36 protein-coding genes and 1 pseudogene are annotated in these 22,177 nt (G+C 41.0%); 1 reads left to right on the top strand and 36 read right to left on the bottom strand.

Annotated features, from left to right (window positions below):
* Window positions 1-59: 59 nt before the first annotated feature.
* Window positions 60-574 (top strand): annotated as a pseudogene (gene tnpA / locus HMPREF9957_RS04305) (IS200/IS605 family transposase).
* A 211-nt stretch (window positions 575-785) separates the two neighbouring features.
* Here the strand turns inward: tnpA and HMPREF9957_RS04300 are convergent.
* From HMPREF9957_RS04300 to nrdD, 36 genes are all read right to left on the bottom strand, one after another.
* Window positions 786-1,478, bottom strand: a complete 693-nt coding sequence (locus HMPREF9957_RS04300) for a histidine phosphatase family protein (protein WP_000241547.1) — start codon at window positions 1,476-1,478, stop codon at window positions 786-788.
* A gap of 244 nt (window positions 1,479-1,722) precedes the next feature.
* Window positions 1,723-3,060, bottom strand: coding sequence for a PFL family protein (locus HMPREF9957_RS04295; RefSeq protein WP_000354892.1), 1,338 nt, complete (start codon window positions 3,058-3,060; stop codon window positions 1,723-1,725).
* Window positions 3,061-3,069: 9 nt separating this feature from the next.
* Window positions 3,070-3,336, bottom strand: coding sequence for an ACT domain-containing protein (locus HMPREF9957_RS04290; RefSeq protein ID WP_000644132.1), 267 nt, complete (start codon window positions 3,334-3,336; stop codon window positions 3,070-3,072).
* Window positions 3,337-3,600: 264 nt separating this feature from the next.
* Window positions 3,601-3,987 carry a 50S ribosomal protein L17 gene (gene rplQ / locus HMPREF9957_RS04285; protein ID WP_000331493.1) on the bottom strand — a complete coding sequence of 129 codons (387 nt, stop codon included), beginning with the start codon at window positions 3,985-3,987 and terminating at the stop codon, window positions 3,601-3,603.
* Between the two features lie 11 nt (window positions 3,988-3,998).
* Entirely contained in the window at window positions 3,999-4,934 is a 936-nt protein-coding gene (locus tag HMPREF9957_RS04280) for a DNA-directed RNA polymerase subunit alpha (RefSeq protein WP_000568988.1), read from the bottom strand.
* Window positions 4,935-4,976: 42 nt separating this feature from the next.
* The gene (gene rpsK / locus HMPREF9957_RS04275; protein ID WP_001118385.1) at window positions 4,977-5,360 is read right to left on the bottom strand and encodes a 30S ribosomal protein S11; all 384 of its coding nucleotides are present in this window, start codon (window positions 5,358-5,360) and stop codon (window positions 4,977-4,979) included.
* A gap of 17 nt (window positions 5,361-5,377) precedes the next feature.
* Complete coding sequence (rpsM, locus tag HMPREF9957_RS04270; RefSeq protein ID WP_000090781.1) at window positions 5,378-5,743, bottom strand: 30S ribosomal protein S13; 366 nt, start codon at window positions 5,741-5,743, stop codon at window positions 5,378-5,380.
* Between the two features lie 17 nt (window positions 5,744-5,760).
* A complete protein-coding gene (gene rpmJ / locus HMPREF9957_RS04265; RefSeq protein WP_001808836.1) occupies window positions 5,761-5,877 on the bottom strand; it encodes a 50S ribosomal protein L36 in 117 nt (38 codons plus the stop codon).
* A gap of 24 nt (window positions 5,878-5,901) precedes the next feature.
* Window positions 5,902-6,120: a translation initiation factor IF-1 gene (gene infA / locus HMPREF9957_RS04260; protein ID WP_001029883.1), complete on the bottom strand. Its 219-nt coding sequence runs from the start codon at window positions 6,118-6,120 to the stop codon at window positions 5,902-5,904.
* A gap of 116 nt (window positions 6,121-6,236) precedes the next feature.
* Window positions 6,237-6,875, bottom strand: coding sequence for an adenylate kinase (locus HMPREF9957_RS04255; protein WP_001050436.1), 639 nt, complete (start codon window positions 6,873-6,875; stop codon window positions 6,237-6,239).
* A 149-nt stretch (window positions 6,876-7,024) separates the two neighbouring features.
* The gene (gene secY, locus HMPREF9957_RS04250) at window positions 7,025-8,335 is read right to left on the bottom strand and encodes a preprotein translocase subunit SecY (protein ID WP_000465394.1); all 1,311 of its coding nucleotides are present in this window, start codon (window positions 8,333-8,335) and stop codon (window positions 7,025-7,027) included.
* A 12-nt stretch (window positions 8,336-8,347) separates the two neighbouring features.
* A complete protein-coding gene (gene rplO / locus HMPREF9957_RS04245; RefSeq protein ID WP_000766087.1) occupies window positions 8,348-8,788 on the bottom strand; it encodes a 50S ribosomal protein L15 in 441 nt (146 codons plus the stop codon).
* 144 nt (window positions 8,789-8,932) lie between these two features.
* Window positions 8,933-9,115, bottom strand: coding sequence for a 50S ribosomal protein L30 (gene rpmD, locus HMPREF9957_RS04240; protein WP_000057241.1), 183 nt, complete (start codon window positions 9,113-9,115; stop codon window positions 8,933-8,935).
* Between the two features lie 13 nt (window positions 9,116-9,128).
* A complete protein-coding gene (rpsE, locus tag HMPREF9957_RS04235; RefSeq protein ID WP_000874202.1) occupies window positions 9,129-9,623 on the bottom strand; it encodes a 30S ribosomal protein S5 in 495 nt (164 codons plus the stop codon).
* Between the two features lie 17 nt (window positions 9,624-9,640).
* Window positions 9,641-9,997: a 50S ribosomal protein L18 gene (gene rplR, locus HMPREF9957_RS04230; RefSeq protein WP_000624044.1), complete on the bottom strand. Its 357-nt coding sequence runs from the start codon at window positions 9,995-9,997 to the stop codon at window positions 9,641-9,643.
* Between the two features lie 83 nt (window positions 9,998-10,080).
* Entirely contained in the window at window positions 10,081-10,617 is a 537-nt protein-coding gene (gene rplF / locus HMPREF9957_RS04225; protein WP_000086635.1) for a 50S ribosomal protein L6, read from the bottom strand.
* Window positions 10,618-10,842: 225 nt separating this feature from the next.
* Window positions 10,843-11,241, bottom strand: a complete 399-nt coding sequence (rpsH, locus tag HMPREF9957_RS04220; RefSeq protein ID WP_000245504.1) for a 30S ribosomal protein S8 — start codon at window positions 11,239-11,241, stop codon at window positions 10,843-10,845.
* A 284-nt stretch (window positions 11,242-11,525) separates the two neighbouring features.
* Window positions 11,526-11,711, bottom strand: coding sequence for a type Z 30S ribosomal protein S14 (locus HMPREF9957_RS04215; RefSeq protein ID WP_001085697.1), 186 nt, complete (start codon window positions 11,709-11,711; stop codon window positions 11,526-11,528).
* A gap of 17 nt (window positions 11,712-11,728) precedes the next feature.
* On the bottom strand, window positions 11,729-12,271 hold the full coding sequence (gene rplE, locus HMPREF9957_RS04210; protein ID WP_000013542.1) for a 50S ribosomal protein L5: 543 nt from the start codon (window positions 12,269-12,271) through the stop codon (window positions 11,729-11,731).
* 23 nt (window positions 12,272-12,294) lie between these two features.
* A complete protein-coding gene (gene rplX / locus HMPREF9957_RS04205; protein ID WP_000497691.1) occupies window positions 12,295-12,600 on the bottom strand; it encodes a 50S ribosomal protein L24 in 306 nt (101 codons plus the stop codon).
* Between the two features lie 78 nt (window positions 12,601-12,678).
* Complete coding sequence (rplN, locus tag HMPREF9957_RS04200; protein WP_000616545.1) at window positions 12,679-13,047, bottom strand: 50S ribosomal protein L14; 369 nt, start codon at window positions 13,045-13,047, stop codon at window positions 12,679-12,681.
* Window positions 13,048-13,072: 25 nt separating this feature from the next.
* Window positions 13,073-13,333, bottom strand: coding sequence for a 30S ribosomal protein S17 (gene rpsQ / locus HMPREF9957_RS04195; protein WP_000440801.1), 261 nt, complete (start codon window positions 13,331-13,333; stop codon window positions 13,073-13,075).
* 24 nt (window positions 13,334-13,357) lie between these two features.
* Window positions 13,358-13,564 (bottom strand): 50S ribosomal protein L29, encoded by a 207-nt coding sequence (gene rpmC, locus HMPREF9957_RS04190; RefSeq protein ID WP_000772918.1) that lies wholly within the window; start codon window positions 13,562-13,564, stop codon window positions 13,358-13,360.
* A gap of 9 nt (window positions 13,565-13,573) precedes the next feature.
* Window positions 13,574-13,987 (bottom strand): 50S ribosomal protein L16, encoded by a 414-nt coding sequence (gene rplP, locus HMPREF9957_RS04185; RefSeq protein ID WP_000960946.1) that lies wholly within the window; start codon window positions 13,985-13,987, stop codon window positions 13,574-13,576.
* 3 nt (window positions 13,988-13,990) lie between these two features.
* Window positions 13,991-14,644, bottom strand: coding sequence for a 30S ribosomal protein S3 (gene rpsC / locus HMPREF9957_RS04180; RefSeq protein WP_000529936.1), 654 nt, complete (start codon window positions 14,642-14,644; stop codon window positions 13,991-13,993).
* A gap of 12 nt (window positions 14,645-14,656) precedes the next feature.
* A complete protein-coding gene (rplV, locus tag HMPREF9957_RS04175) occupies window positions 14,657-15,001 on the bottom strand; it encodes a 50S ribosomal protein L22 (protein WP_000818137.1) in 345 nt (114 codons plus the stop codon).
* A gap of 11 nt (window positions 15,002-15,012) precedes the next feature.
* Window positions 15,013-15,294, bottom strand: coding sequence for a 30S ribosomal protein S19 (gene rpsS, locus HMPREF9957_RS04170; protein WP_000533766.1), 282 nt, complete (start codon window positions 15,292-15,294; stop codon window positions 15,013-15,015).
* 103 nt (window positions 15,295-15,397) lie between these two features.
* The gene (rplB, locus tag HMPREF9957_RS04165; protein ID WP_000512910.1) at window positions 15,398-16,231 is read right to left on the bottom strand and encodes a 50S ribosomal protein L2; all 834 of its coding nucleotides are present in this window, start codon (window positions 16,229-16,231) and stop codon (window positions 15,398-15,400) included.
* Between the two features lie 17 nt (window positions 16,232-16,248).
* A complete protein-coding gene (locus HMPREF9957_RS04160; protein ID WP_001055347.1) occupies window positions 16,249-16,545 on the bottom strand; it encodes a 50S ribosomal protein L23 in 297 nt (98 codons plus the stop codon).
* A complete protein-coding gene (gene rplD, locus HMPREF9957_RS04155; protein WP_000024553.1) occupies window positions 16,545-17,168 on the bottom strand; it encodes a 50S ribosomal protein L4 in 624 nt (207 codons plus the stop codon). Before rplD ends, HMPREF9957_RS04160 begins: the two co-directional genes overlap by 1 nt.
* A gap of 24 nt (window positions 17,169-17,192) precedes the next feature.
* Window positions 17,193-17,819: a 50S ribosomal protein L3 gene (gene rplC, locus HMPREF9957_RS04150; protein ID WP_000160197.1), complete on the bottom strand. Its 627-nt coding sequence runs from the start codon at window positions 17,817-17,819 to the stop codon at window positions 17,193-17,195.
* 216 nt (window positions 17,820-18,035) lie between these two features.
* Window positions 18,036-18,344, bottom strand: a complete 309-nt coding sequence (gene rpsJ / locus HMPREF9957_RS04145; RefSeq protein WP_001284513.1) for a 30S ribosomal protein S10 — start codon at window positions 18,342-18,344, stop codon at window positions 18,036-18,038.
* A gap of 254 nt (window positions 18,345-18,598) precedes the next feature.
* On the bottom strand, window positions 18,599-19,189 hold the full coding sequence (gene nrdG, locus HMPREF9957_RS04140) for an anaerobic ribonucleoside-triphosphate reductase activating protein (RefSeq protein WP_001064216.1): 591 nt from the start codon (window positions 19,187-19,189) through the stop codon (window positions 18,599-18,601).
* The gene (locus HMPREF9957_RS04135) at window positions 19,182-19,688 is read right to left on the bottom strand and encodes a GNAT family N-acetyltransferase (RefSeq protein WP_000423429.1); all 507 of its coding nucleotides are present in this window, start codon (window positions 19,686-19,688) and stop codon (window positions 19,182-19,184) included. The genes nrdG and HMPREF9957_RS04135 overlap by 8 nt, the downstream gene beginning before the upstream one ends.
* A 43-nt stretch (window positions 19,689-19,731) precedes the next feature.
* Window positions 19,732-19,872: a hypothetical protein gene (locus HMPREF9957_RS04130; RefSeq protein ID WP_000521618.1), complete on the bottom strand. Its 141-nt coding sequence runs from the start codon at window positions 19,870-19,872 to the stop codon at window positions 19,732-19,734.
* 11 nt (window positions 19,873-19,883) lie between these two features.
* On the bottom strand, window positions 19,884-22,091 hold the full coding sequence (nrdD, locus tag HMPREF9957_RS04125) for an anaerobic ribonucleoside-triphosphate reductase (RefSeq protein ID WP_004242038.1): 2,208 nt from the start codon (window positions 22,089-22,091) through the stop codon (window positions 19,884-19,886).
* Window positions 22,092-22,177: the final 86 nt, after the last annotated feature.

Here is a 22,177-nt window from a genome sequence, read left to right as displayed (position 1 = left end):
ACTCCGAACGCGATACAATAAAGGTGTTCAAGCCAATTGTAAAGCGAAAGGAGAAAAATATGGCACAAAAGGCTCATAGTTTATCGCACACAAAGTGGCACTGTTCTATCACATTGTGTTCACCCCTAAGTATAGACGAAAAGTAATCTATAATCAATATAGAAGTAGTTTAGGCGAAATATTTCATCGCTTGTGTAGTTATAAAGGAGTTGAAATTATCGAGGGTCACTTAATGCCAGACCATGTACACATGTTAGTAAGTATTCCACCAAGGATAAGTGTTTCGAGTTTCATGGGTTGTTTAAAAGGAAAAAGTGCACTCATGATGTTTGACAAACACGCCAATCTCAAGTACAAGTTTGGGAAACGGCATTTCTGGGCGGAAGGTTATTATGTCAGTACGGTGGGACTCAATGAAGCCACAATTAAGAAATATATTCAAGATTAAAGAAATTATCCAGTGGATGATTTCTTCACGAGTATGAAAATTTGAGAACGAATAAAGCATGATATAGCACTAGATAAATTGAGTGTAAAAGAATATGAGGATCCCTTTAGGGATAGTGGTAAGTAATACCAAAGCCTCTTTAGGAGGCAAGTGACGAGTCAAGAGCAATAAGGCTTGAACAAAGTGAAAGCCAGCGTCTTTAGGCGCTGGCTGGTAATTTGGGTTTATAGCCCTGGTACAAACCACCCGTTTGACGGGTGGTCATGATTTTAAAGACTTTTTCCCAACCTCTAGTTTGTTCTTTAACTTTCATTAAGTATAAAATCAACTTTTCTTATCAATTACTTGTCTTCTCCATCTTCTCCCGTCCTAACTCCCGGTCACTACGGTCACCGACAACTTCAACGCTAAACTGCCCGTCCTCATATTCAAGGATCGTCACGCTACCATTATCGAGACCATGCGGATGCATGCCATTAATCAGATAAACAATGGTTCCAATGGTCATTCCATGGCTCACGACAAGAGCATTGCCCCCACCTTGCTCTTCCATTTCTTTGGCAATCGCTTCAAAACCTTCCTTGATTCGACCACTGAGTTTTTCCCAGCCCTCAGCCCAACCAGCTGTATCAACCTCTACCAAACCCTCAGCCAGTTCAGCATAAGACAATTGGTGAACATGGTCCACATTAAAGATACGAGGAATAATGCCCATGAAAAGATCACCATCGTAGGCTCCGTCAAAGCTACCAAAACACCATTCTCTGATACGCTTGTCCATGCGATAAGGGATTTTCCCCTGCAAGCCAAGCTCGTCAAGGATAATTCCCATGGTCTGAATGGTGCGCCCTGAATCACTCGAATAAGCGCGCTCAAACTGCAGACCAGATTCTCGCAAACCGATTCCTAATTCTTGAATCCCTCGCTCACCTTCAGCTGTTAAGGGAGTGTCGCTCCAACCTTGCGCGCGACCAATCGTGTTAAACATAGTCTTGCCATGACGTACCAAATACAATCGTACTTTTACCATTTTCCGTCCTCCGTTTGCTTCTATTATATCATGGATGATAAAACAAAAGCCACCCATACAGGCGACTTTTGCAGGAGATTATTATGAAAAAGTTTAGGAGTTCTATTAAATAAAGATATTAGATGAAAATCAAATTCAAACTAAATCAGAGTTATCTGTTTCAAATAATATTAGGAGGTCTTTATTTAATGATTATAGTATACACATCTAACCTTAAATAGAACTTAAAATTTCTCCTATTTTCTTAATTTTTAAAACTATGAATTGGTGCTGGGATTTGTCCTCCACGAGAGATGAAATCAACAGACGAAGCCCCATTGACTTTCATAACTGGAGCTGTACCAAGAAGACCACCAAATTCAATCATATCGCCTTCTTTTCCTTTTGGAATGATACGAACAGCTGTTGTTTTCATGTTAATGACACCAATTGCAGCTTCATCTGCAATCATGGCCGCAATGGTTTCAGCAGGTGTATCCTCCGGAATGGCAATCATATCCAAACCAACGGAACAGATAGCCGTCATAGCTTCTAGTTTTTCCAAATTAAGAGAGCCATTTTGCACTGCAGCAATCATTCCTTCATCCTCGGAAACAGGGATAAAGGCACCAGACAAACCACCGACTTGGTTGCAAGCCATAACTCCGCCCTTCTTAACTTGGTCATTCAAGAGTGCCAAGGCAGCCGTCGTCCCGTGTGTCCCAACTGTTTCTAGCCCCATTTCTTCAAGGACACGTGCTACAGAATCTCCAACCGCAGGAGTTGGCGCCAAACTCAAGTCCACAATACCAAACTCCACACCCAGTCTCTCACTGACCATTTGACCAACCAATTGACCGATACGAGTGATTTTAAAGGCAGTTTTCTTAACTATTTCGGCTACTACATCAAAGCTCTGTCCACGAACTTTTTCCAAGGCACGTTTCACCACACCAGGACCGGAAACTCCGACATTGATGATAACATCTGCCTCCCCAACACCATGGAAGGCACCCGCCATAAATGGATTGTCCTCAACAGCATTAGCGAATACAACCAACTTAGCTGCCCCCATATCAGATAGAGTTGCCGTTTCCTTGATAACTCGTCCCATATCTGCCACAGCCGTCATATTGATACCAGACTTGGTTGAGCCGATATTGACTGACGAGCAGACCTTGTCCGTTTCAGCCAAAGCACGAGGAATAGAATTGATGAGAATCTCATCTCCCTTTTGATAACCTTTTTGTACTAAGGCAGAAAAACCACCAATAAAATCCACACCAATCTCTTTCGCAGCCTTATCAAGCGCTTTTGCCAGAATCACGTAGTCCGTCGCATCTGTCGCGGCCCCAATCAGAGAAATAGGAGTCACCGATACACGCTTATTAACGATAGGAATTCCCAACTCAGCTGCAATTTCATCGCCAACAGCCACTAAATTAGCTGCCTTGGTCGTAATCTTTTGATAAATTTTCTCCGCAGCACGATTGATATCTGGATCAATACAGTCTAATAGGGAAATCCCCATGGTAATAGTTCTGATATCGAAGTTCTGCTCCTCAATCATGGCGATGGTTTCAGTAACTTGTCTAATATCCATAATAACCTCCTAGATATTATACATAGCTTCGAAAATCGCTGCACTCTGAATATTGATTTTCACATTCAAAGTTTGCCCAAAGCTTTCAAATTCATTACGAAGATAAGTAAAATCTTGCTTTTTATCACTAGAGACAACAGCCATCATCGTGAAATATTCATCCAAGACAGTTTGAGAGATATCATCAATATTCAAACCCAATTCTGCAATTTTACCAGAAACACCTGCAACAATTCCAGATTTATCTTTACCAACAACAGTTATAATCGCTTTCATAAGCAAACTCCAATTCTTCTTAAAATAAGAAACCTGAACATTAAACAGGATTCTTTTCAAATAGTATAGCATAATTCTAATTAAAATACTCAAAAACGCCTGCTTACGAAGTTGTTCTTAAGAAAAAAACAATTTCGTAAACAAGCGTCTACTATCCCAACTTATGATGAGTGTTCCCGCTAGGACCGAAATCCTAGCGGTAGACCAGAGCTAGACTAAGAGCATAAGACTCCATCATCATAACACTCAACAAAATTGATGATTTTATACTAATTCGATAATCGCCATTGGCGCTGCATCACCACGACGTGGTTCAGTTTTAAGGATACGAGTGTATCCACCGTTACGTTCAGCATAACGAGGTGCGATTTCTGAGAACAATTTTTGAAGTGCTGTAGTAGAAGTGTACTTATCAGTTGCTTCATCATAGTTTTCAGATGCAATTTCATTACGTACGAAAGCAGCTGCTTGACGACGTGCATGCAAATCACCACGTTTACCTAGAGTAATCATTTTTTCAACAGTTTTACGGATTTCTTTAGCACGAGCTTCAGTTGTCACGATTGATTCGTTGATCAAAAGGTCAGTTGTCAAATCGCGAAGCATTGCTTTACGTTGTGAGCTAGTGCGTCCTAGTTTACGGTAAGCCATTTATTCCTCCTTTATTTATCTTTTAATCCAAGACCCAAATCAATGAGTTTGAGTTTCACTTCTTCCAAACTCTTGCGTCCAAGATTTCGTACTTTCATCATCTCTGCTTCAGATTTTTCTGTCAAATCATGCACAGTATTGATACCGGCACGTTTCAAACAGTTGTATGAACGCACAGACAAGTCCAGTTCCTCAATCGTACGATCCAAAATACGATCGTCAGATTCAGTATCAGCTTCTTTCATCACTTCAGTTGACTTAGCAATCTCAGTAAGATTTGTAAACAAATCAAGATGTTCTGTCAAAATACGTGCTGAAAGCCCTAAAGCATCTTCTGGAATAATTGTTCCATTTGTCAAGATTTCAAGGGTTAGTTTGTCAAATCCATCATTGCTACCTACACGAGCAGGTTCCACTTGATAGTTGACTTTTGTAACTGGTGTATAAATAGAATCTACAGCAAGTGTTCCAACTGGTGCATTATCCTTTTTATTTTCATCAGCAGGTACATATCCACGACCACTGTTAACAGTCATAGTCGCTTTTAGAGAAGAACCTTCACCGATTGTAAAGAGATAATGATCTGGATTTACAATTTCAATATCGCTATCTGTCAAAATGTCGCCAGCTGTTACTTCAGCAGGACCTTCAACATCTAGTTCGATGATTTTTTCGTCTTCAACGTACGATTTCACTGCAATTCCTTTAATGTTCAGAATGATTTGCATCACGTCTTCACGAACACCTGGAACTGTGTCAAACTCATGTAACACACCATCAATGTTGATAGATGTCACAGCTGCTCCTGGTAGAGAAGCTAGAAGTACACGACGAAGAGAGTTACCAAGAGTTGTACCGTAGCCACGTTCAAGTGGTTCGATTACAAACTTGCCATAATCTTTATTTTCATCAATTTTTGTTATATTTGGTTTTTCAAACTCGATCATTTAGTTACTCCCTCTTAAACGAAAAGCAGTGTAATGCGATGATTATACACGGCGACGTTTTGGAGGACGAGCACCATTGTGTGGCACTGGAGTCACATCACGAATTGCTGTTACTTCAAGACCAGCGGCAGCAAGCGCACGAATAGCTGACTCACGACCAGAACCTGGACCTTTTACAGTAACTTCAACTGATTTAAGACCGTGTTCTTGTGCAGATTTAGCAGCAGCTTCAGAAGCCATTTGAGCAGCGAATGGTGTAGATTTACGAGAACCTTTGAAACCAAGAGCACCAGCTGATGACCAAGCAATTGCATTACCATGCACATCAGTAATCATAACAATAGTGTTATTAAATGTAGCGTGAATATGAGCAATACCAGATTCGATATTCTTTTTCACACGACGTTTACGTGTTGGTTTAGCCAAGACTTTTACCTCCTATATTATTTTTTCTTACCAGCAATCGCAACAGCTTTACCTTTACGAGTGCGAGCGTTGTTTTTAGTGTTTTGTCCACGGACAGGAAGTCCACGACGGTGACGGATACCACGGTATGAACCGATTTCCATCAAACGTTTGATGTTCAAGTTTACTTCACGACGAAGGTCACCTTCAACTTTGATTGCATCCACTTCACGACGGATAGCATCTTCTTGATCTGATGTAAGATCACGTACACGAACATCTTCTGAGATTCCAGCAGCAGCTAAAATTTTCTTAGATGTTGCAAGTCCGATACCATAAACATAAGTCAATGAGATTACTACGCGTTTGTCATTTGGAATGTCAACTCCAGCAATACGAGCCATGTTTTCTCCTTTCTATCTTATCCTTGACGTTGTTTGTGTTTTGGATTTGCTGGGCAAATTACCATAACACGACCATTACGACGAATAACTTTACAGTATTCGCAAATTGGTTTGACCGATGGTCTTACTTTCATTTCTTATCCCTCCAAGTTTTTCGATTATTTAAAGCGGTAAGTGATACGTCCACGTGTCAAGTCATATGGACTCATTTCGACAGTAACACGATCTCCCGCTAAAATACGAATATAGTTTTTACGAATTTTACCAGAAACTGTTGCTAAAATCTGATGTCCATTTTCAAGTTCAACCGTAAACATTGCATTCGGCATTGTATCAACTACTTTGCCTTCAACTTCAATCACATCGTCTTTTGCCACGCAAAAGCACCTCCATAAATTTCGATTCGATGCCTCTAGACACAGAGACAACAATTATAAGTCAGACTATCTCAGTATAACATTTGTAGCGGATTTTTGCAAGTGTGAAAAACGCTTTATTTCAAATTTGTCAATACTTTTTCGATATCTGAGAAGACATCATTGATATCTTGATTACCTTCGATGTCATGAACCAAACCTTTGGCACGGTAATGAGCAATGATTGGTTCTCCTTGAGCAATATTCACATCCAAACGACGTTTTACTGTCTCAGGCTTATCATCTTCACGTTGGTAGTAATCTTCTTCTTTATAGTCAACTGGTGGGTTAAAGACCTTGTGGAAAGTTTCTCCAGTTACGCGGTGGATGATACGGCCACTCAAACGTTCCAAGAGGCTGTCAGGATTCACTTCAATATTGATAACACCTTCTAGTTCAATGCCAAGTTCAGCCAATGTTTTGTCCAAGGCATGGGCTTGTTCGATTGTACGTGGGTAACCATCCAACAAGAATCCTGTTTCTTTAATATCATCTTGTGAAAGACGTTCTTTTACGATTCCATTTGTAACTTCATCAGGAACCAATTCACCCTTGTCAATGTATGACTTAGCAAGAACACCCATTTCAGTTTGATTTGCCATAGCAGCGCGGAACATATCACCTGTTGAGATATGTGCAACATGGAATTGTTCTACGATTTTTGCTGCTTGAGTTCCCTTACCTGCACCAGGTAAGCCCATAATCAAAAGATTCATGATTTGATCTCCTTATTTTATTTTTAAATAGAAGCAAAAAGTCTTTTCACTCCTATTTAAAAACAAAATAGAAGAGGGGAGACCAAACTCTCACTAATGTTAGAGTTAAACCTCCACTCCCTCAGCATTTACTGACTCAGTAAATACTTTTATTCTGTTCTGTCCATGAAACCAACATACTTACGTTTCAATAGGTAACCTTCCAATTGTTTGATTCCTTCAATACCTGTAGAGATAATGATCAAAAGACTGGTTCCTCCAAAAGCAACTGCCTCTGAAAGTCCGAAAACATCTTTTGCTACGATCGGTAAAATAGAAATCACACCAAGGAAGAGGGAACCAACAGTTGCAAGACGACGAAGAAGTTTAGACATATATTCTTCTGTACCTTTACCAGGACGAACTCCGTGGATATAGGCACCGCTCTTTTGTAAGTTTTCTGCCGCTTTTTCAGGATTAATCTGTACAAACGTATAGAAGAATGTAAAGAGAATAATCAATAAAGCATACATGGCAATACCAGTTGGTGAAGTTGTTGCCAGCATTTCTTGTGCTACCCTTACCCAAGCCCAATCATGACCTGTAGCGCTCAAAAATTGAAGAATCGCCGCAGGCGCTGCAGTAATCGAACTTGCAAAGATAACAGGGATAACTCCAGCAGGGTTTACCTTCAATGGAAGGTAAGAGCTAGATGGAGCACCTTGTGCAACCTTAGTATATTGGATTGGAATTTTGTATTCTGCTTGTTGAACATAAGTTGTAAAGTAAATAATCAACAATACAGTAATAATCAAAATGATTACGAAAATGATAGATGAAGTGATACGGCTACTTGGGACGTTCACAAAGTAGTCTACATAGATGCCTTGAATCATCTCTGGAATTGAGGCAACAATCCCGGCAAAGATAATCATGGAAACACCATTTCCGTATCCCTTATCTGTAATTTGCTCACCCAACCAAGTGACAATCATACTACCAGCTGTTAAGATGATACCAATCGTCAGAAAAACTTGTGGAGTTAAAGCAGTTTTAATCAATTGAGCTCCAGCCAAGGTATTAAAACCAGCTGTAATCCCGATAGATTGCACAAAAGCGAGAACTAGAGCAATATAACGAGTAGCTTGATTCAATTTTCTTCGGCCTACTTCCCCTTGTTTTCCCCACTCTACAAACTTGGGTAAAATATCCATTTGCAAGAGTTGGACAACGATAGAAGCGGTGATATAGGGACTAACTCCTAGGGCAAAAATCGAAAAGTTTTTTAGGGCATTCCCCGACACCAAGCTCAACATGTTTAAGAAGGATAATCCACTTAAAGCATTCAAGCTATTGGCATTCACACCAGGAACTGTAATGCTAGTTCCGATACGAAAGACCAAAACGATAAAAATTGTAAATAAAATTTTTGATCGAACCTGCTTGACTTTAAGAGCTTCTCTTAATAATTTAAAAAACATAGGTCACCTCTCTTAGATGACTTCTACTGAACCACCTTTAGCAGTGATAGCTTCTTCAGCTGATTTAGAGAATTTAGCTGCTTTCACAGTCAATTTCTTAGTCAACTCACCGTTACCAAGAATTTTAATACCTGATTTTTCAGCTTTAACAATTCCTGCTTCGATAAGAACAACTGGAGTAACTTCAGCACCATCTTCAAAGACGTTCAATTGGTCAAGGTTCACAATTGCGTATTCTTTAGCGTTGATGTTAGTGAATCCACGTTTTGGAAGACGACGGAACAATGGAGTTTGTCCACCTTCAAAACCAAGGCGAACTCCGCCACCGCTACGAGCTTTTTGACCTTTTTGACCACGACCAGATGTTTTACCGTTACCTGATGAAGTACCACGACCAACGCGGTTACGTACTTTACGAGAACCTTCTGCAGGTTTCAATTCATGAAGTTTCATTTTTATTTTCTCCTCTTTTGTAAAATGCTAGCGCCGATAAGGGAGAAAAGGTTGTCTCCCCCATCAACTCGCCTATACGACGTCATCATAGATGACTATATCTAGTTTTAGGGGATGGTATACTGCACATCCCCTAAAAATTCATTAGTTTACTTCTTCAACTGTTACCAAGTGAGATACTGCTGTGATCATACCACGGATAGCAGCGTTATCTTCTTTAATAACAGAGCTGTTCAATTTGCCAAGTCCAAGTGCTACAACAGTTTTACGTTGTGATGGAATGCGTCCGATTGGAGACTTAGTCAAAGTAATTTTAATTTGAGCCATTTTATCCCCTTTCTTATGCCAAATCAGAAACTGAAATACCACGAAGGGCAGCAACTTCTTCAGCGCGTTTCAATTGTTTCAAACCTTCAACAGTTGCACGAACAATGTTGATTGGAGTGTTAGAACCAAGTGATTTAGATGTAATATCTGCCACACCTGCCAATTCCACAACGGCACGAACTGCACCACCAGCGGCAACTCCAGAACCTTCTACAGCAGGTTTCAACAATACTTTAGCTCCACCGAATTCTGAAAGAACTTCGTGTGGGATTGTTGTTCCAACCATAGGAACTTCGATCAAGTTTTTCTTAGCATCATCTACTGCTTTACGGATTGCTTCTGGAACTTCTTGAGCTTTACCAGTACCAAATCCTACGCGACCGTTGTGGTCACCAACAACAACAAGAGCTGCGAAACGAAGACGACGTCCACCTTTAACAACTTTTGTAACACGGTTGACAGCAACTACGCGTTCTTCTAATTCAACTGCATTGTCTTTAAATGCCATTTTCTAGTGTCCTCCTATTAGAATTTCAATCCGTTTTCACGAGCTGCATCAGCCAAAGCTTTCACACGTCCGTGATATAGATATCCACCGCGGTCGAACACCACTTCTGAAATACCTTTAGCGTTTGCACGTTCTGCAACGAGTTTACCGACAGCAACGGCTTGTTCAGTTTTAGTTCCTTTTGAAACTTCTTTGTCAAGAGTTGAAGCACTTGCGAGCGTTACACCCGCTACGTCATCAATCACTTGAGCGTAGATGCCTGTATTAGAACGGAATACGTTCAAACGTGGGCGATCAGCAGTTCCAGAGAGTTTTCCGCGAACGCGACGGTGGCGTTTTTGGCGGAGTTTGTTTTTATCTGGTTTTGAAATCACAGTTTTCACCTCTTTAGTTTTAAATCGTGTGCTATGCACAAAGTTGGAAAATAGGTTGGTGGTTGAGAATCAACCACTCAACATTATTTACCTGTTTTACCTTCTTTACGGCGAACGAATTCACCAACGTAACGGATACCTTTACCTTTATATGGTTCTGGTGAACGAAGGCTACGTACGTAAGCAGCTGTTTGACCAACTACTTCTTTTGAAATTCCGCTAACAACGATTGTTGTTGGGTTTGGAAGTTCAAAAGTAATTCCTTCTGGAGCTTCAACTTCGTCTGGATGAGATTTACCAACAGCCAAAACAAGTTTAGAGCCTTGAAGTTGTGCACGGTAACCAACCCCGCGCATTTCAAGTTCTTTCTTGAATCCTTCTGATACACCAACAACCATGTTGTTCAAAAGGGCACGAGTAGTTCCGTGGATAGTTTTCATTTCTTTTGAATCGTTTGGACGGTGAAGAGTTACTTCAGTACCTTCCACACGGATTTCAATATCTTTTGAGAACTCACGAGTAAGTTCTCCTTTAGGTCCTTTTACAGTTACAAGGTTGTCATTGTTAGTGAGTTCAACACCAGCAGGCAACACGATAACTTTATTACCAATACGTGACATGTTTATTTTCTCCTGTTAAATTGTCAGGCCATAACGACCAGTTTTCACGGGGTTCAGATACTTATTTAGCTCAAGAGCTGAACTGAACACGCTCTAACGAGCTTTGTATCTTGATTTGAGTTCGAGCTAAGAATTTGGTGAAAAAGATAAGTTTGTCTTGGAGCATCGCTCCTGCTACAAACTTCCTATTTTCACTGCATTCTTTTAACGCTCTCACATCATCAATTACCAAACGTAAGCGATAACCTCTCCACCAACATTCTTTTGGCGTGCTTCTTTATCAGTAAGCAAACCTTCAGAAGTTGAAAGGATAGCAATTCCAAGTCCGTTCAGAACTTTTGGAAGGTCTTCACGTTTTTTGTAGACACGAAGTCCTGGTTTAGAAACACGTTTCAAGTTAGTGATAACTTTTTCACCGTTTGGTCCGTATTTAAGGAATACACGGATGATGCCTTGTTTGTCATCTTCAATGATTTCAACGTTTTTTACAAAACCTTCGCGTTTAAGGATTTCAGCAATCCCTTTTTTGATGTTTGATGCAGGTACTTCAAGTACTTCGTGTTTTGCTTGGTTAGCGTTACGAATACGAGTTAGGAAGTCTGCGATTGGGTCAGTCATAACCATTTTGTTTTTCTCCTCTTACTAGTAGTTTGCAAGTTGCACTTGCTAGTTAATACATGATACAAAGAGCGTAACAGCAAGAGCAAAAATAGGCAATTTGATGCAGGAGCGATGCTCCAAAGAAAATTGGTCTTTTTTGCCAAAGCTGTAGCTCGTGTTCAAATTGGCAAGTCCAACTGAACCCGGGCTAAACTCTGTGTGAAAAAGATAAACTTTCCTAGAAACTTCAGTTTCTTCGACAAGTTTCCTATTTTCACTTGGAGTTTTGACGCCCTTGATATCTTAAATTACCAAGATGCTTTTGTTACACCAGGAATTTGTCCTTTGTAAGCTAATTCACGGAAGCAAACACGGCAAAGTTTAAATTTGCGGTAAACTGAATGTGGACGACCACATTTTTCACAACGAGTATAAGCTTGAGTAGAGAACTTCGCTGGACGTTTGTTCTTAGCAATCATTGATTTTTTAGCCATTAGATTTACCTCCTATATTATTTTGCAAAAGGCATTCCAAGGCCTGTAAGCAATGCACGTGACTCTTCGTCAGTGTTAGCAGTTGTTACGATAACGATGTCAAGACCACGAGTTTTGTCAACGTCATCGAAGTTGATTTCTGGGAAGATCAATTGTTCTTTCACACCAAGTGTGTAGTTTCCGCGTCCATCAAATGATTTTGTTGGAACACCGTGGAAGTCACGTACACGTGGAAGTGAAACTGAAACCAATTTATCCAAGAATTCGTACATACGTTCACCACGAAGGGTAACTTTTGCACCGATCGCAACACCTTCACGAAGACGGAAGCCGGCGATTGATTTTTTAGCTTTAGTGATAAGTGGTTTTTGACCTGAGATAAGTGCCAATTCTTCAGCAGCTTTTTCAAGGCTTTTAGCGTTTGATACAGCTTCACCAACACCCATGTTCAAAACGATCTTATCTACTTTAGGCACAGCCATCACTGATGAGTAGTTGAATTGTTCTGTCAAAGCAGGAACTACTTCATTAAGATATTTTTCTTTTAAACGATTTGCCATTATACTTCTCCTTTCCTTCGTGATTAATCAAGCACTTCGCCTGATTTTTTGTTGTAGCGAACTTTTTTACCGTCTACAAATTTGTAACCAACACGACCAGCTACACCATTTTTGTCCAAAACTTGAACGTTTGATACGTGAATAGCTGCTTCTTTCTCGATGATACCACCTTGAGGAAGCTCGTTAGTTGGACGTTGGTGTTTCTTAACGATGTTAACACCTTCAACGATAACTTTGTTTACTTTTGGAAGGGCAGTAAGGACAACAGCTTCTGTTCCCTTATCTTTACCAGCGATTACGCGAACTTTGTCGCCTTTTTTTACAAACATTAGGTTTCTCCTTGATTTTTCTTACGCCCATAAGGGCACCCTGGAGGTGAATCCAGGGGACTAGTTTGTTTCTAAAAATTAAAGTACTTCTGGAGCAAGTGACACGATCTTCATGAAGCCACCTTCACGCAATTCACGTGCAACTGGGCCAAAGATACGTGTTCCGCGAGGAGTTTTGTCTTCACGGATGATAACTGCTGCATTTTCGTCAAATTTGATGTATGAACCATCAGCACGACGAGCACCTGATTTAGTACGAACGATAACTGCTTTAACAACGTCACCTTTTTTAACCGCACCACCAGGAGTAGCTTGTTTTACAGATGCCACGATAACATCACCGATGTTTGCAAATTTACGTCCTGAACCACCAAGAACTTTGATAGTCAAGATTTCGCGCGCACCGCTGTTGTCTGCGACTTTCAAACGAGTTTCTGTTTGAATCATTTCAGTTTTCTCCTTTCAGGTTTGATTAGATGATGACCGCTTCTTCAACAACTTCTACAAGACGGAAACGTTTTGTAGCTGAAAGCGGACGAGTTTCCATGATACGTACGATATCGCCTTCTTTGGCAACATTGTTTTCATCATGAGCTTTGTATTTTTTAGAGTAGTTAATACGTTTACCATAGACTGGGTGGTTACGTTTTGTTTCAACTACAACTGTGATTGTCTTGTCCATTTTGTCAGATACAACACGTCCAACAAGAACTTTACGATTATTGCGTTCCATTGAAATTTCTCCTTCCCTAGTCTATTATTTCGCTTCAGATTGAACTGTTTTGATACGAGCGATTTGTTTTTTAACTTCTTTCAAGCGAGCTGTTTGTTCCAATTGACCAGTAGCAGCTTGGAAACGAAGTTCAAACAATTCTTTTTTCAATTCGTTTTCGCGCTTCGCGAGTTCTTCTTGAGAAAGACCACGAAGTTCTTTAACAAATTCTTTTACTTCATTAAGTTTCATGCCTTCTCCTTATTCTGCTTCACGTTTTACGAATTTACATTTAACTGGCAATTTGTGGCTAGCAAGACGAAGCGCTTCGCGAGCGATCTCTTCAGATACACCAGCGATTTCGAACATCACTTTACCACGTTTAACTGGTGCTACCCAACCTTCAGGTGCCCCTTTACCAGATCCCATACGCACACCGATAGCTTTAGCAGTGTATGATTTGTGTGGGAAGATTTTAATCCAAACTTTACCACCACGTTTCATGTAACGAGTCATGGCGATACGAGCAGCTTCGATTTGGCGGTTAGTGATCCAGTGGCTAGTTGTAGCTTGAAGACCGTATTCACCGAATGCTACTTCTTTTCCACCTTTTGCTTCACCGCGCATTTTTCCACGGAATTCACGACGGTGTTTAACACGTTTAGGTACTAACATTGGTTATTTACCTCCTTTAGTGTTTTTGCGAGCTGGAAGAACTTCACCACGGTAGATCCATACTTTAACACCAAGTTTACCGTATGTAGTATCTGCTTCTTCCCAAGCGTAATCGATATCTGCACGAAGTGTGTGAAGTGGAACAGTTCCTTCAGAGTATCCTTCAGCACGGGCGATATCTGCACCGTTCAAACGACCTGATACTTGAGTTTTGATTCCTTTAGCTCCAGCGCGCATTGCACGTTGGATTGCTTGTTTTTGTGCACGACGGAAAGCAACACGTTGCTCCAATTGACGAGCAATACCTTCACCTACAAGGTGAGCATCCAAATCAGGTTGTTTGATTTCGATGATGTTGATGTGTACTTGTTTTCCAGTCAATTTGTTAAGTTTTGCACGGAGTGCATCAACGTTTGCACCACCTTTACCGATAACCATACCTGGTTTAGCAGTGTGAAGTGAAACGTTAACTTTGTTTACTGCGCGTTCGATTTCGATAGTTGAAACTGCTGCGTCAGCAAGTTCTTTTTGAACGAATTTACGGATTGCAAGATCTTCATGAAGGTAATCCGCGTATTCTTTTTCAGCATACCATTTGGCATCCCAATCACGGATGATGCCGACACGCATACCAATTGGATGTACTTTTTGACCCACGATTTTACCTCCTTATTTTTCTGCAACAGCTACAGTGATGTGAGCTGTACGTTTATTGATTGGTGAAGCTGAACCTTTCGCACGTGGACGGAAACGTTTCATAGTTGGTCCTTCGTTTGCAAATGCTTCAGATACTACCAAGTTAGCTTTATCCAAACCAAAGTTGTTTTCAGCGTTAGCTACAGCTGAGTTCAAAACTTTCAAGATGATTTCAGCAGCTTTGTTTGGAGTGAATGTCAAGATTGCGATTGCATCGGCTACGCTTTTACCACGGATGTTATCAAGAACAAGACGTGATTTACGAGGTGAAACACGTACTGTACGAGCCATTGCTTTAGCTGAAGTAATTTCTGCCATTTATGTTCTCCTTATTTTCTACGTGTTTTCTTGTCGTCTGCAGCGTGACCTTTGTAAGTACGAGTTGGTGCAAATTCACCAAGTTTGTGACCTACCATGTCTTCTTGGATGTAAACAGGTACGTGTTTACGTCCGTCATAAACTGCAATAGTGTAACCAATGAAACTTGGGAAGATCGTTGAACGACGTGACCAAGTTTTAATAACTTTTTTCTTTTCGTCGTTAGCTTGAGCTTCAACTTTTTTCATCAAATGCTCATCGACGAAAGGTCCTTTTTTAAGACTGCGTCCCATTTTTATATTTTCTCCTTTAAATGTTGTACCACAGCGGCTTGCGCTCCTATGGAGCGCTACCGAGCTGGCGGATTTACTAGTTGCTTAAGCGACTAGTTTAATATTATTTCTCGTTGCGACGACGAACGATAAGTTTGTCAGATTTCGCTTTCTTGTTACGAGTTTTAAGACCAAGAGCAGGTTTGCCCCATGGAGTAGATGGTGCTTTACGACCAACTGGTGCTTTACCTTCACCACCACCGTGTGGGTGATCGTTAGGGTTCATTACAGAACCACGAACTGTTGGGCGGATACCTTTCCAACGGCTACGTCCTGCTTTACCAAGGTTTACAAGTCCATGTTGTTCGTTTCCGACAACACCAACTGTAGCACGGCAAGTTCCAAGAATCATACGAACTTCACCTGATTGAAGACGAACAAGAACGTATTTACCTTCTTGACCCAATACTTGAGCAGAAGCTCCAGCAGCACGTACCAATTCACCACCACGACCTGGTTTCAACTCAATGTTGTGGATCAAAGTACCAACTGGGATGTTAGCAAGTGGAAGAGCGTTTCCGACTTTGATATCTGCTTCTGGACCTGAAACGATACGTTGACCTACTTCAAGACCTTTTGGAGCGATGATGTATGCTTTCACACCGTCAGTGTAGTGTACAAGAGCGATGTTTGCAGAACGGTTTGGATCGTACTCGATTGTTTTAACAACTGCTTCAACGTTGTCTTTGTTACGTTTGAAGTCAACCAAACGGTAGAAACGTTTGTGTCCACCACCTTGGTGACGAACTGTGATACGACCGTTGTTGTTACGACCAGCCTTGCTCTTCAATGCAACAAGCAATGATTTTTCAGGAGTGCTTGTTGTGATTTCAGCGAAATCCAAAGAAGTCATATTACGGCGACCGTTTGTTGTTGGTTTATAAACACGAATTCCCACGATATTTCCTCCTTAGATTATTCAGCTTCAGCAGCAAACAACTCGATTGCTTTAGAATCAGCTGTAAGTGTGATGATAGCTTTTTTAGTTTTGTTAGTAAAACCAGTGTAACGTCCAACACGTTTAGCTTTTGGTTTTACGTTGATTGTGTTAACATTAGCAACTTTAACACCTTCGAAAGCAGCTTCAACAGCTTGCTTGATCAAAAGTTTGTGCGCACGAGTGTCAACTTCAAATACATATTTTCCTGCTTCAAGTTGAGCCATTGAGCTTTCAGTGATGACAGGTTTTTTGATAACATCATACAAATTCATTATGCAAGAACCTCCTCGATTTTAGAGATAGCTGCTTGTGTGACAAGAAGTTTGTCGCTATTTGCGATGTCAAGAACACTTGCAGTTGTAGCAGTTGCAACTTTCACGTTTGGAAGGTTACGAGCTGAAAGAGCTGCGAATTCATTTCCTTCTTCAAGGATAACAAGAACTTTAGAATCGATGCTCAATGCTGCAAGAACTTTTGCAAATTCAGCAGTTTTTGGAGCTGTAAATTCAAGAGAATCAACGGCTACAAATTTGTTTTCAGCAACTTTTTCAGAGTAAACTGATTTAAGAGCTAGGCGACGAACTTTTTGTGGAAGTTTGTAGCCGTATGAACGTGGAGTTGGTCCGAAGACAACACCACCACCACGCCATTGTGGTGAGCGGATAGAACCTTGACGAGCACGTCCAGTTCCTTTTTGACGCCATGGTTTGCGTCCACCACCTGATACTGCAGAGCGGTTTTTAACAGCGTGTGTTCCTTGACGAAGGCTTGCGCGTTGGCTGATGATTACATCAAACACAACTGATTCATTTGGTTCGATACCAAATACTGCATCGTTAAGAACAACTTCGCCCGCTTGTTTACCAGTTTGGTCGAATAATGTTACATTTGCCATTTTGACTGTATTCCCCTTTCCTTATTATTTACCAGCTTTAACTGCTGATTTGATAGTGATAAGAGATTTCTTAGCACCTGGTACGTTACCTTTGATAAGGATAACGTTCTTTTCTGGAACAACTTGTACAACTTCAAGGTTTTGAATTGTTACGCGGTCGCCACCCATACGTCCTGCAAGGTTTTTACCTTTGAATACGCGGTTAGGTGCAACAGGTCCCATAGAACCTGGACGACGGTGGTAACGAGAACCGTGAGCCATTGGTCCACGTGATTGTCCGTGGCGTTTGATAACACCTTGGAAACCTTTACCTTTAGAAGTACCAGTTACGTCAACAACGTCTCCAGCTGCGAATGTTTCAACTGTGATTTCAGCACCAACTTCCAAGCCTTCAACGTTTTTGAATTCACGAATGAAGCGCTTAGGAGCCGTGTTAGCTTTCGCTACATGTCCTTTAGCAGGTTTGTTGCTCAATACTTCGCGTTTGTCATCGAAACCAACTTGGATAGCGTTGTATCCGTCTGTTTCAACAGTTTTAACTTGAAGAACAACGTTTGGAGTTGCTTCAATAACTGTTACAGGGATCAATTCGCCAGCTTCAGTGAAGATTTGAGTCATTCCCACTTTTTTCCCTAAGATTCCTTTTGTCATGAGAAAATAGTTCCTTTTCTATATTTTTTATTCAAAAAGTTTTTAACGAGCGTTTTTTATGCTCAGGTCTAAGATACAAAGGGCGTCAAACTCAAAGTGAAAATAGGAAACTGACGCAGTGTCTAGCAGACACTAGGAAGTTTATCTTTTTCACACCGAGTTTAGCCCGTGTTCAATTATATTGAAACACCAGCCTCTGCTCTTTTATATTTTAGATTAAAGTTTGATTTCTACGTTTACACCACTTGGAAGATCCAATTTCATCAAAGCATCAACTGTTTTTTGAGTTGGGTTAACGATGTCGATCAAACGTTTGTGTGTACGCATTTCAAATTGTTCGCGAGAGTCTTTGTATTTGTGAGTCGCACGAATGATTGTGTAGAGGCTACGCTCAGTTGGAAGTGGGATTGGACCCGCAACTTGTGCACCTGTACGAGTAGCTGATTCTACGATTTTTGCAGCCGCTGTGTCAAGCGTACGGTGTTCGTAAGCTTTCAAACGGATACGGATTTTTTTGTTTGCCATCTTTTTCTCCTTTTCGTCTATTTAAGATAATAGGCTAGCTCCACAAGAAAACCGACGCGGTGTTGCGTGGCAATGCAACCGAGCGTGTCGCAACCTCTTGCATCAAAGCTAAGGCTGTAATTTACAGCACCATAATAGAATAACACAAAGCCCCTGCGATTGCAAGGGATTTGTTGCTGTTTTTTCGTTTTTTTACAATGAAACTGTTTTCTTTTTTATAGGTCATTTATTTAACTATTTTTTATAGAAGAAAGTTAGTCTCTCTTCACCTGTTCATAGCTTTCTTTTCCATCATTAAGCTTATCCCAAATCACTACTTGCCCACTTTTGAGGGATTTTTGCACATCGATAATTCGTTGATTGGAAGAACCTCGAAACTGGAGCATGAGATTTCTCTTAGTTCGGTCGTATCGTCCATCGACAAGAATGTCAATCAATGATAAGAGTTCCAGTTTATCTGGAGTTTCCAACATCATTTCTTCCCATGTATAGCCCGTCCAAGACCAGATGTCCTTGTCTGGCAATTCCTTCCGAATACGCTTAACGAGTGGCAAAAGAATGCCCGTATTGAGAAAAGGCTCCCCTCCCAGCAAGGTCAAGCCTTGAACATAGGGTTGGGCAAGGTCTGCCATAATCTGTTCTTCTAATTCTGCTGTGTAGGGAATTCCTGCATTGAAAGACCAAGTGGCAACATTATAACAACCCTCGCAGTGAAACATACAGCCTGATACATAGAGAGAGTTACGCACACCCTCTCCATCTACAAAGTTGAAGGCCTTGTAGTCAATGATACGACCTTGACTGAGTTCCTCGCTTTTCCATTCTTGTGGTTTTGGATTATTCATTCGCTACCTCTATCCAATAACGTTCGACTCCATTACGAACATCCTCAAGGAGCCCACCATTTGCTAAAATGACTGCTCTGCTAGCAGGATTATTCACGCTACAGGTCACAAGAGTTCTCTTGATGTTCTTTTCCTTAGCAACTTGCAAGCCCTGACGGAGAGTTTCCTTAGCATAACCTTTACCTCTTTCTGATGGACGAATGGAGTAGCCAATGTGGCCAGCATAATTCAGTAAACCCTCATTCAGTCTCAATCGCAGATTCAAAAATCCTAGAGCATGACCTACATCATCAAATGATACAAGTTGAATAGAAGGAACACGATTTTCAGGCAAGTTTATTCCCATCTCTTTTTGCATATTTGTTTCCAACCACTCTTCATACACAAAGTTCTCTGTATCCCAAAATCCACCATCATGGGCTGATTGGCTCTTTTCAAACTCTGCCATCATGTCTAAAACTGTTTCTTTATCTGATAATCTTGGTCTGCGTAATTCCATCCTTACCTCCCACTATGAGAAAAGCGAGAGCTGACTCTCACTTTTATTTTTTCTTATTCTTATTTAAAAATTGTTCTCTGAGGTTGAGCAAGCGTTCTTTTTTACCAGCTCCACCTTTAGAGTGTTTCTCGTGATAACGGGTCACTTGTGCGCGACCCTTATCGTCTAATTGATATTTCCCCATCTCATTTCTTTCTAATTTGTTACTTGATGGCCAGCTATTTTAATCGTTGAGCCATTCATATGTTTGACACGCGCAGCGATTTCCTTGTGACGTCCATTGACCATAGGTCTCGCTTGAGGATTGCCTAGATAGCCACAAGTCCGTTTAACAACGTCTACTGTTTTAGGGTCGCTATTGCCACAGTTAGGGCAAGCAAATCCTCTTTCAGTTGGTTCAAAATCCCCCTCAAAATCACACTTATAGCAACGGTCTATGGGAGTATTGGTCCCAAGATAGCCCACACGATCATAAGCATAATCCCAGACAGCTTCCAAGGCCTTTGGATTTTGCTGAAGGACTGGATACTCACAATAATGGATGAAACCACCTGACGCACCTGCTTCTGGATAGACTTTTTCAAAATCCAATTTTTCAAACGGTGTTGGATTTTTACGAACATCATAGTGGAAAGAGTTGGTGTAGTATTCCTTGTCTGTAATATCAGGAATAGAGCCAAACTTCTCTGTATCTAGTCGACAGAAACGGTCTGTCAAACTTTCAGACGGTGTTGAGTAAATAGAGAAATGATAACCGTATTGGTCTGACCACTCTTCTACACGGTGTTTCATATCGCGAATGATGTCTAGCGTGAATTCCTTAGCATCTGGATTACTTTCCCAGCTGTTACCAAAGAAAACAGTCGCTACTTCATACAAGCCGATATAGCCCAGCGAAACGGTCGCACGACGATTCTTAAAGAGCTGGTCAACACTTTCTTCTTTACCTAGACGATGGCCAAAAGCGCCGTACTGATAAAGGATAGGAGCATTGGCTGGCGTCGCCTCTTTCGTGCGTTCGACACGATAAACAAGAGCATCTTCTGCGATATTCATTCGCTCGTTGAAGATTTCCCAGAACTTATTCATATCACCTTCAGACTCGAGAGCAATACGAGGTAGGTTAACCGTCACAACACCCAGATTCATACGGCCTGAATTGACTTCTACACCATTTTCATCCTTCCATCCTTGAAGAAACGAACGGCAACCCATAGGAACTTTGAAAGAACCTGTCAACTCAACAATCTTATCATAGGACAAAACATCTGGGTACATCCGTTTGGTTGCACACTCTAGGGCCAATTGCTTGATGTCGTAGTTGGGTGTCCCTTCCTCTAAGTTAAGACCTCTTTTAAGCGTAAAGATGAGCTTAGGGAAGATGGCTGTGCGGTGTTCCGAACCAAGCCCATTGATACGAATGTTTAAAATTGCCTTTTGAATTTCTCGCTCAAATCGACTAGTTCCTAGACCAAAGCCTAGCGAAGTAAAAGGCGTTTGTCCATTTGAAGTGAAGAGAGTATTGATTTCATACTCGAGAGATTGCATGGCATCATAGATGTCTTTCTGCGTTTTCTTCCAAGCGTAATCTTCCCGTTTTTCAGGCAAGACCCATTCTTCTGCATCTTTGAGATGTTTTTGATAGTTCTTCTCTGCATAAGGCGCCAAAACTTCATCGATACGGTCAGCTGAACAGCCCCCGTACTGGCTAGAAGCAACGTTGGCGATGATTTGGGAAATCTGAGCTGTCGCAGTCTGGATAGACTTGGGACTTTCTACCTCTGCATTTCCAATCTTAAAACCATTTTCCAACATACCTTTAAAGTCAATCAAACAGCAGTTGGTCATAGGTGTATAGGGACTGTAGTCCAAATCGTGATAGTGGATATCCCCTTTTTGGTGGGCATTGGCTACGTGCTTAGGAAGCATTTGCAGTCCGATTGATTTCCCAACAATGCCTGCTGTCAAATCACGCTGGGTATTAAAGACATCACTGTCTTTATTAGCATTTTCATTGACAACTGCCTGGTCTTTGTTGAGAAGTTTATGGATACTAAAGTTAATATCTGTCGCTTTTGAGCGCTCAAAATCCCTTTGTGTCCGATAAGTAATATACTCCTCAGCCAGCGCATATTCTTTGGCTTCAAGCAGTTCATGTTCTACGATATTTTGAATTTCGTAAATCTTAACCCCCTTTGGAAAGCGACTATGAATTTCTGTGACAATTCGCTCGGTCAGAGCATTTAGGCGCTTTTCAACCAAGGGTGTCACATCCATAACCTTGTCAGCCGCCTTGTGGAGAGCCTTGTCAATCTTGTCCACATCAAATACAACACGTCTCCCATCTCGTTTCTCGACGAAGAGAGTTGGCAAAATTGTAATTTTTTCTTCTAGTGCAATCATATGCATGCTCTTTTCTAAAATGTTCTTTCTAAAAAGTATTATACCACTCTAAAAAGAAAAATCAATATCTTGTGTTAAAAATCCTA

This window comes from Streptococcus mitis SK1080 (assembly GCF_000220085.1).
GTDB classification, from domain to species: domain Bacteria; phylum Bacillota; class Bacilli; order Lactobacillales; family Streptococcaceae; genus Streptococcus; species Streptococcus mitis_K.
Note: the sequence above shows the minus strand (reverse complement) of the source record. Positions and strands in the feature narration are given on the sequence as shown.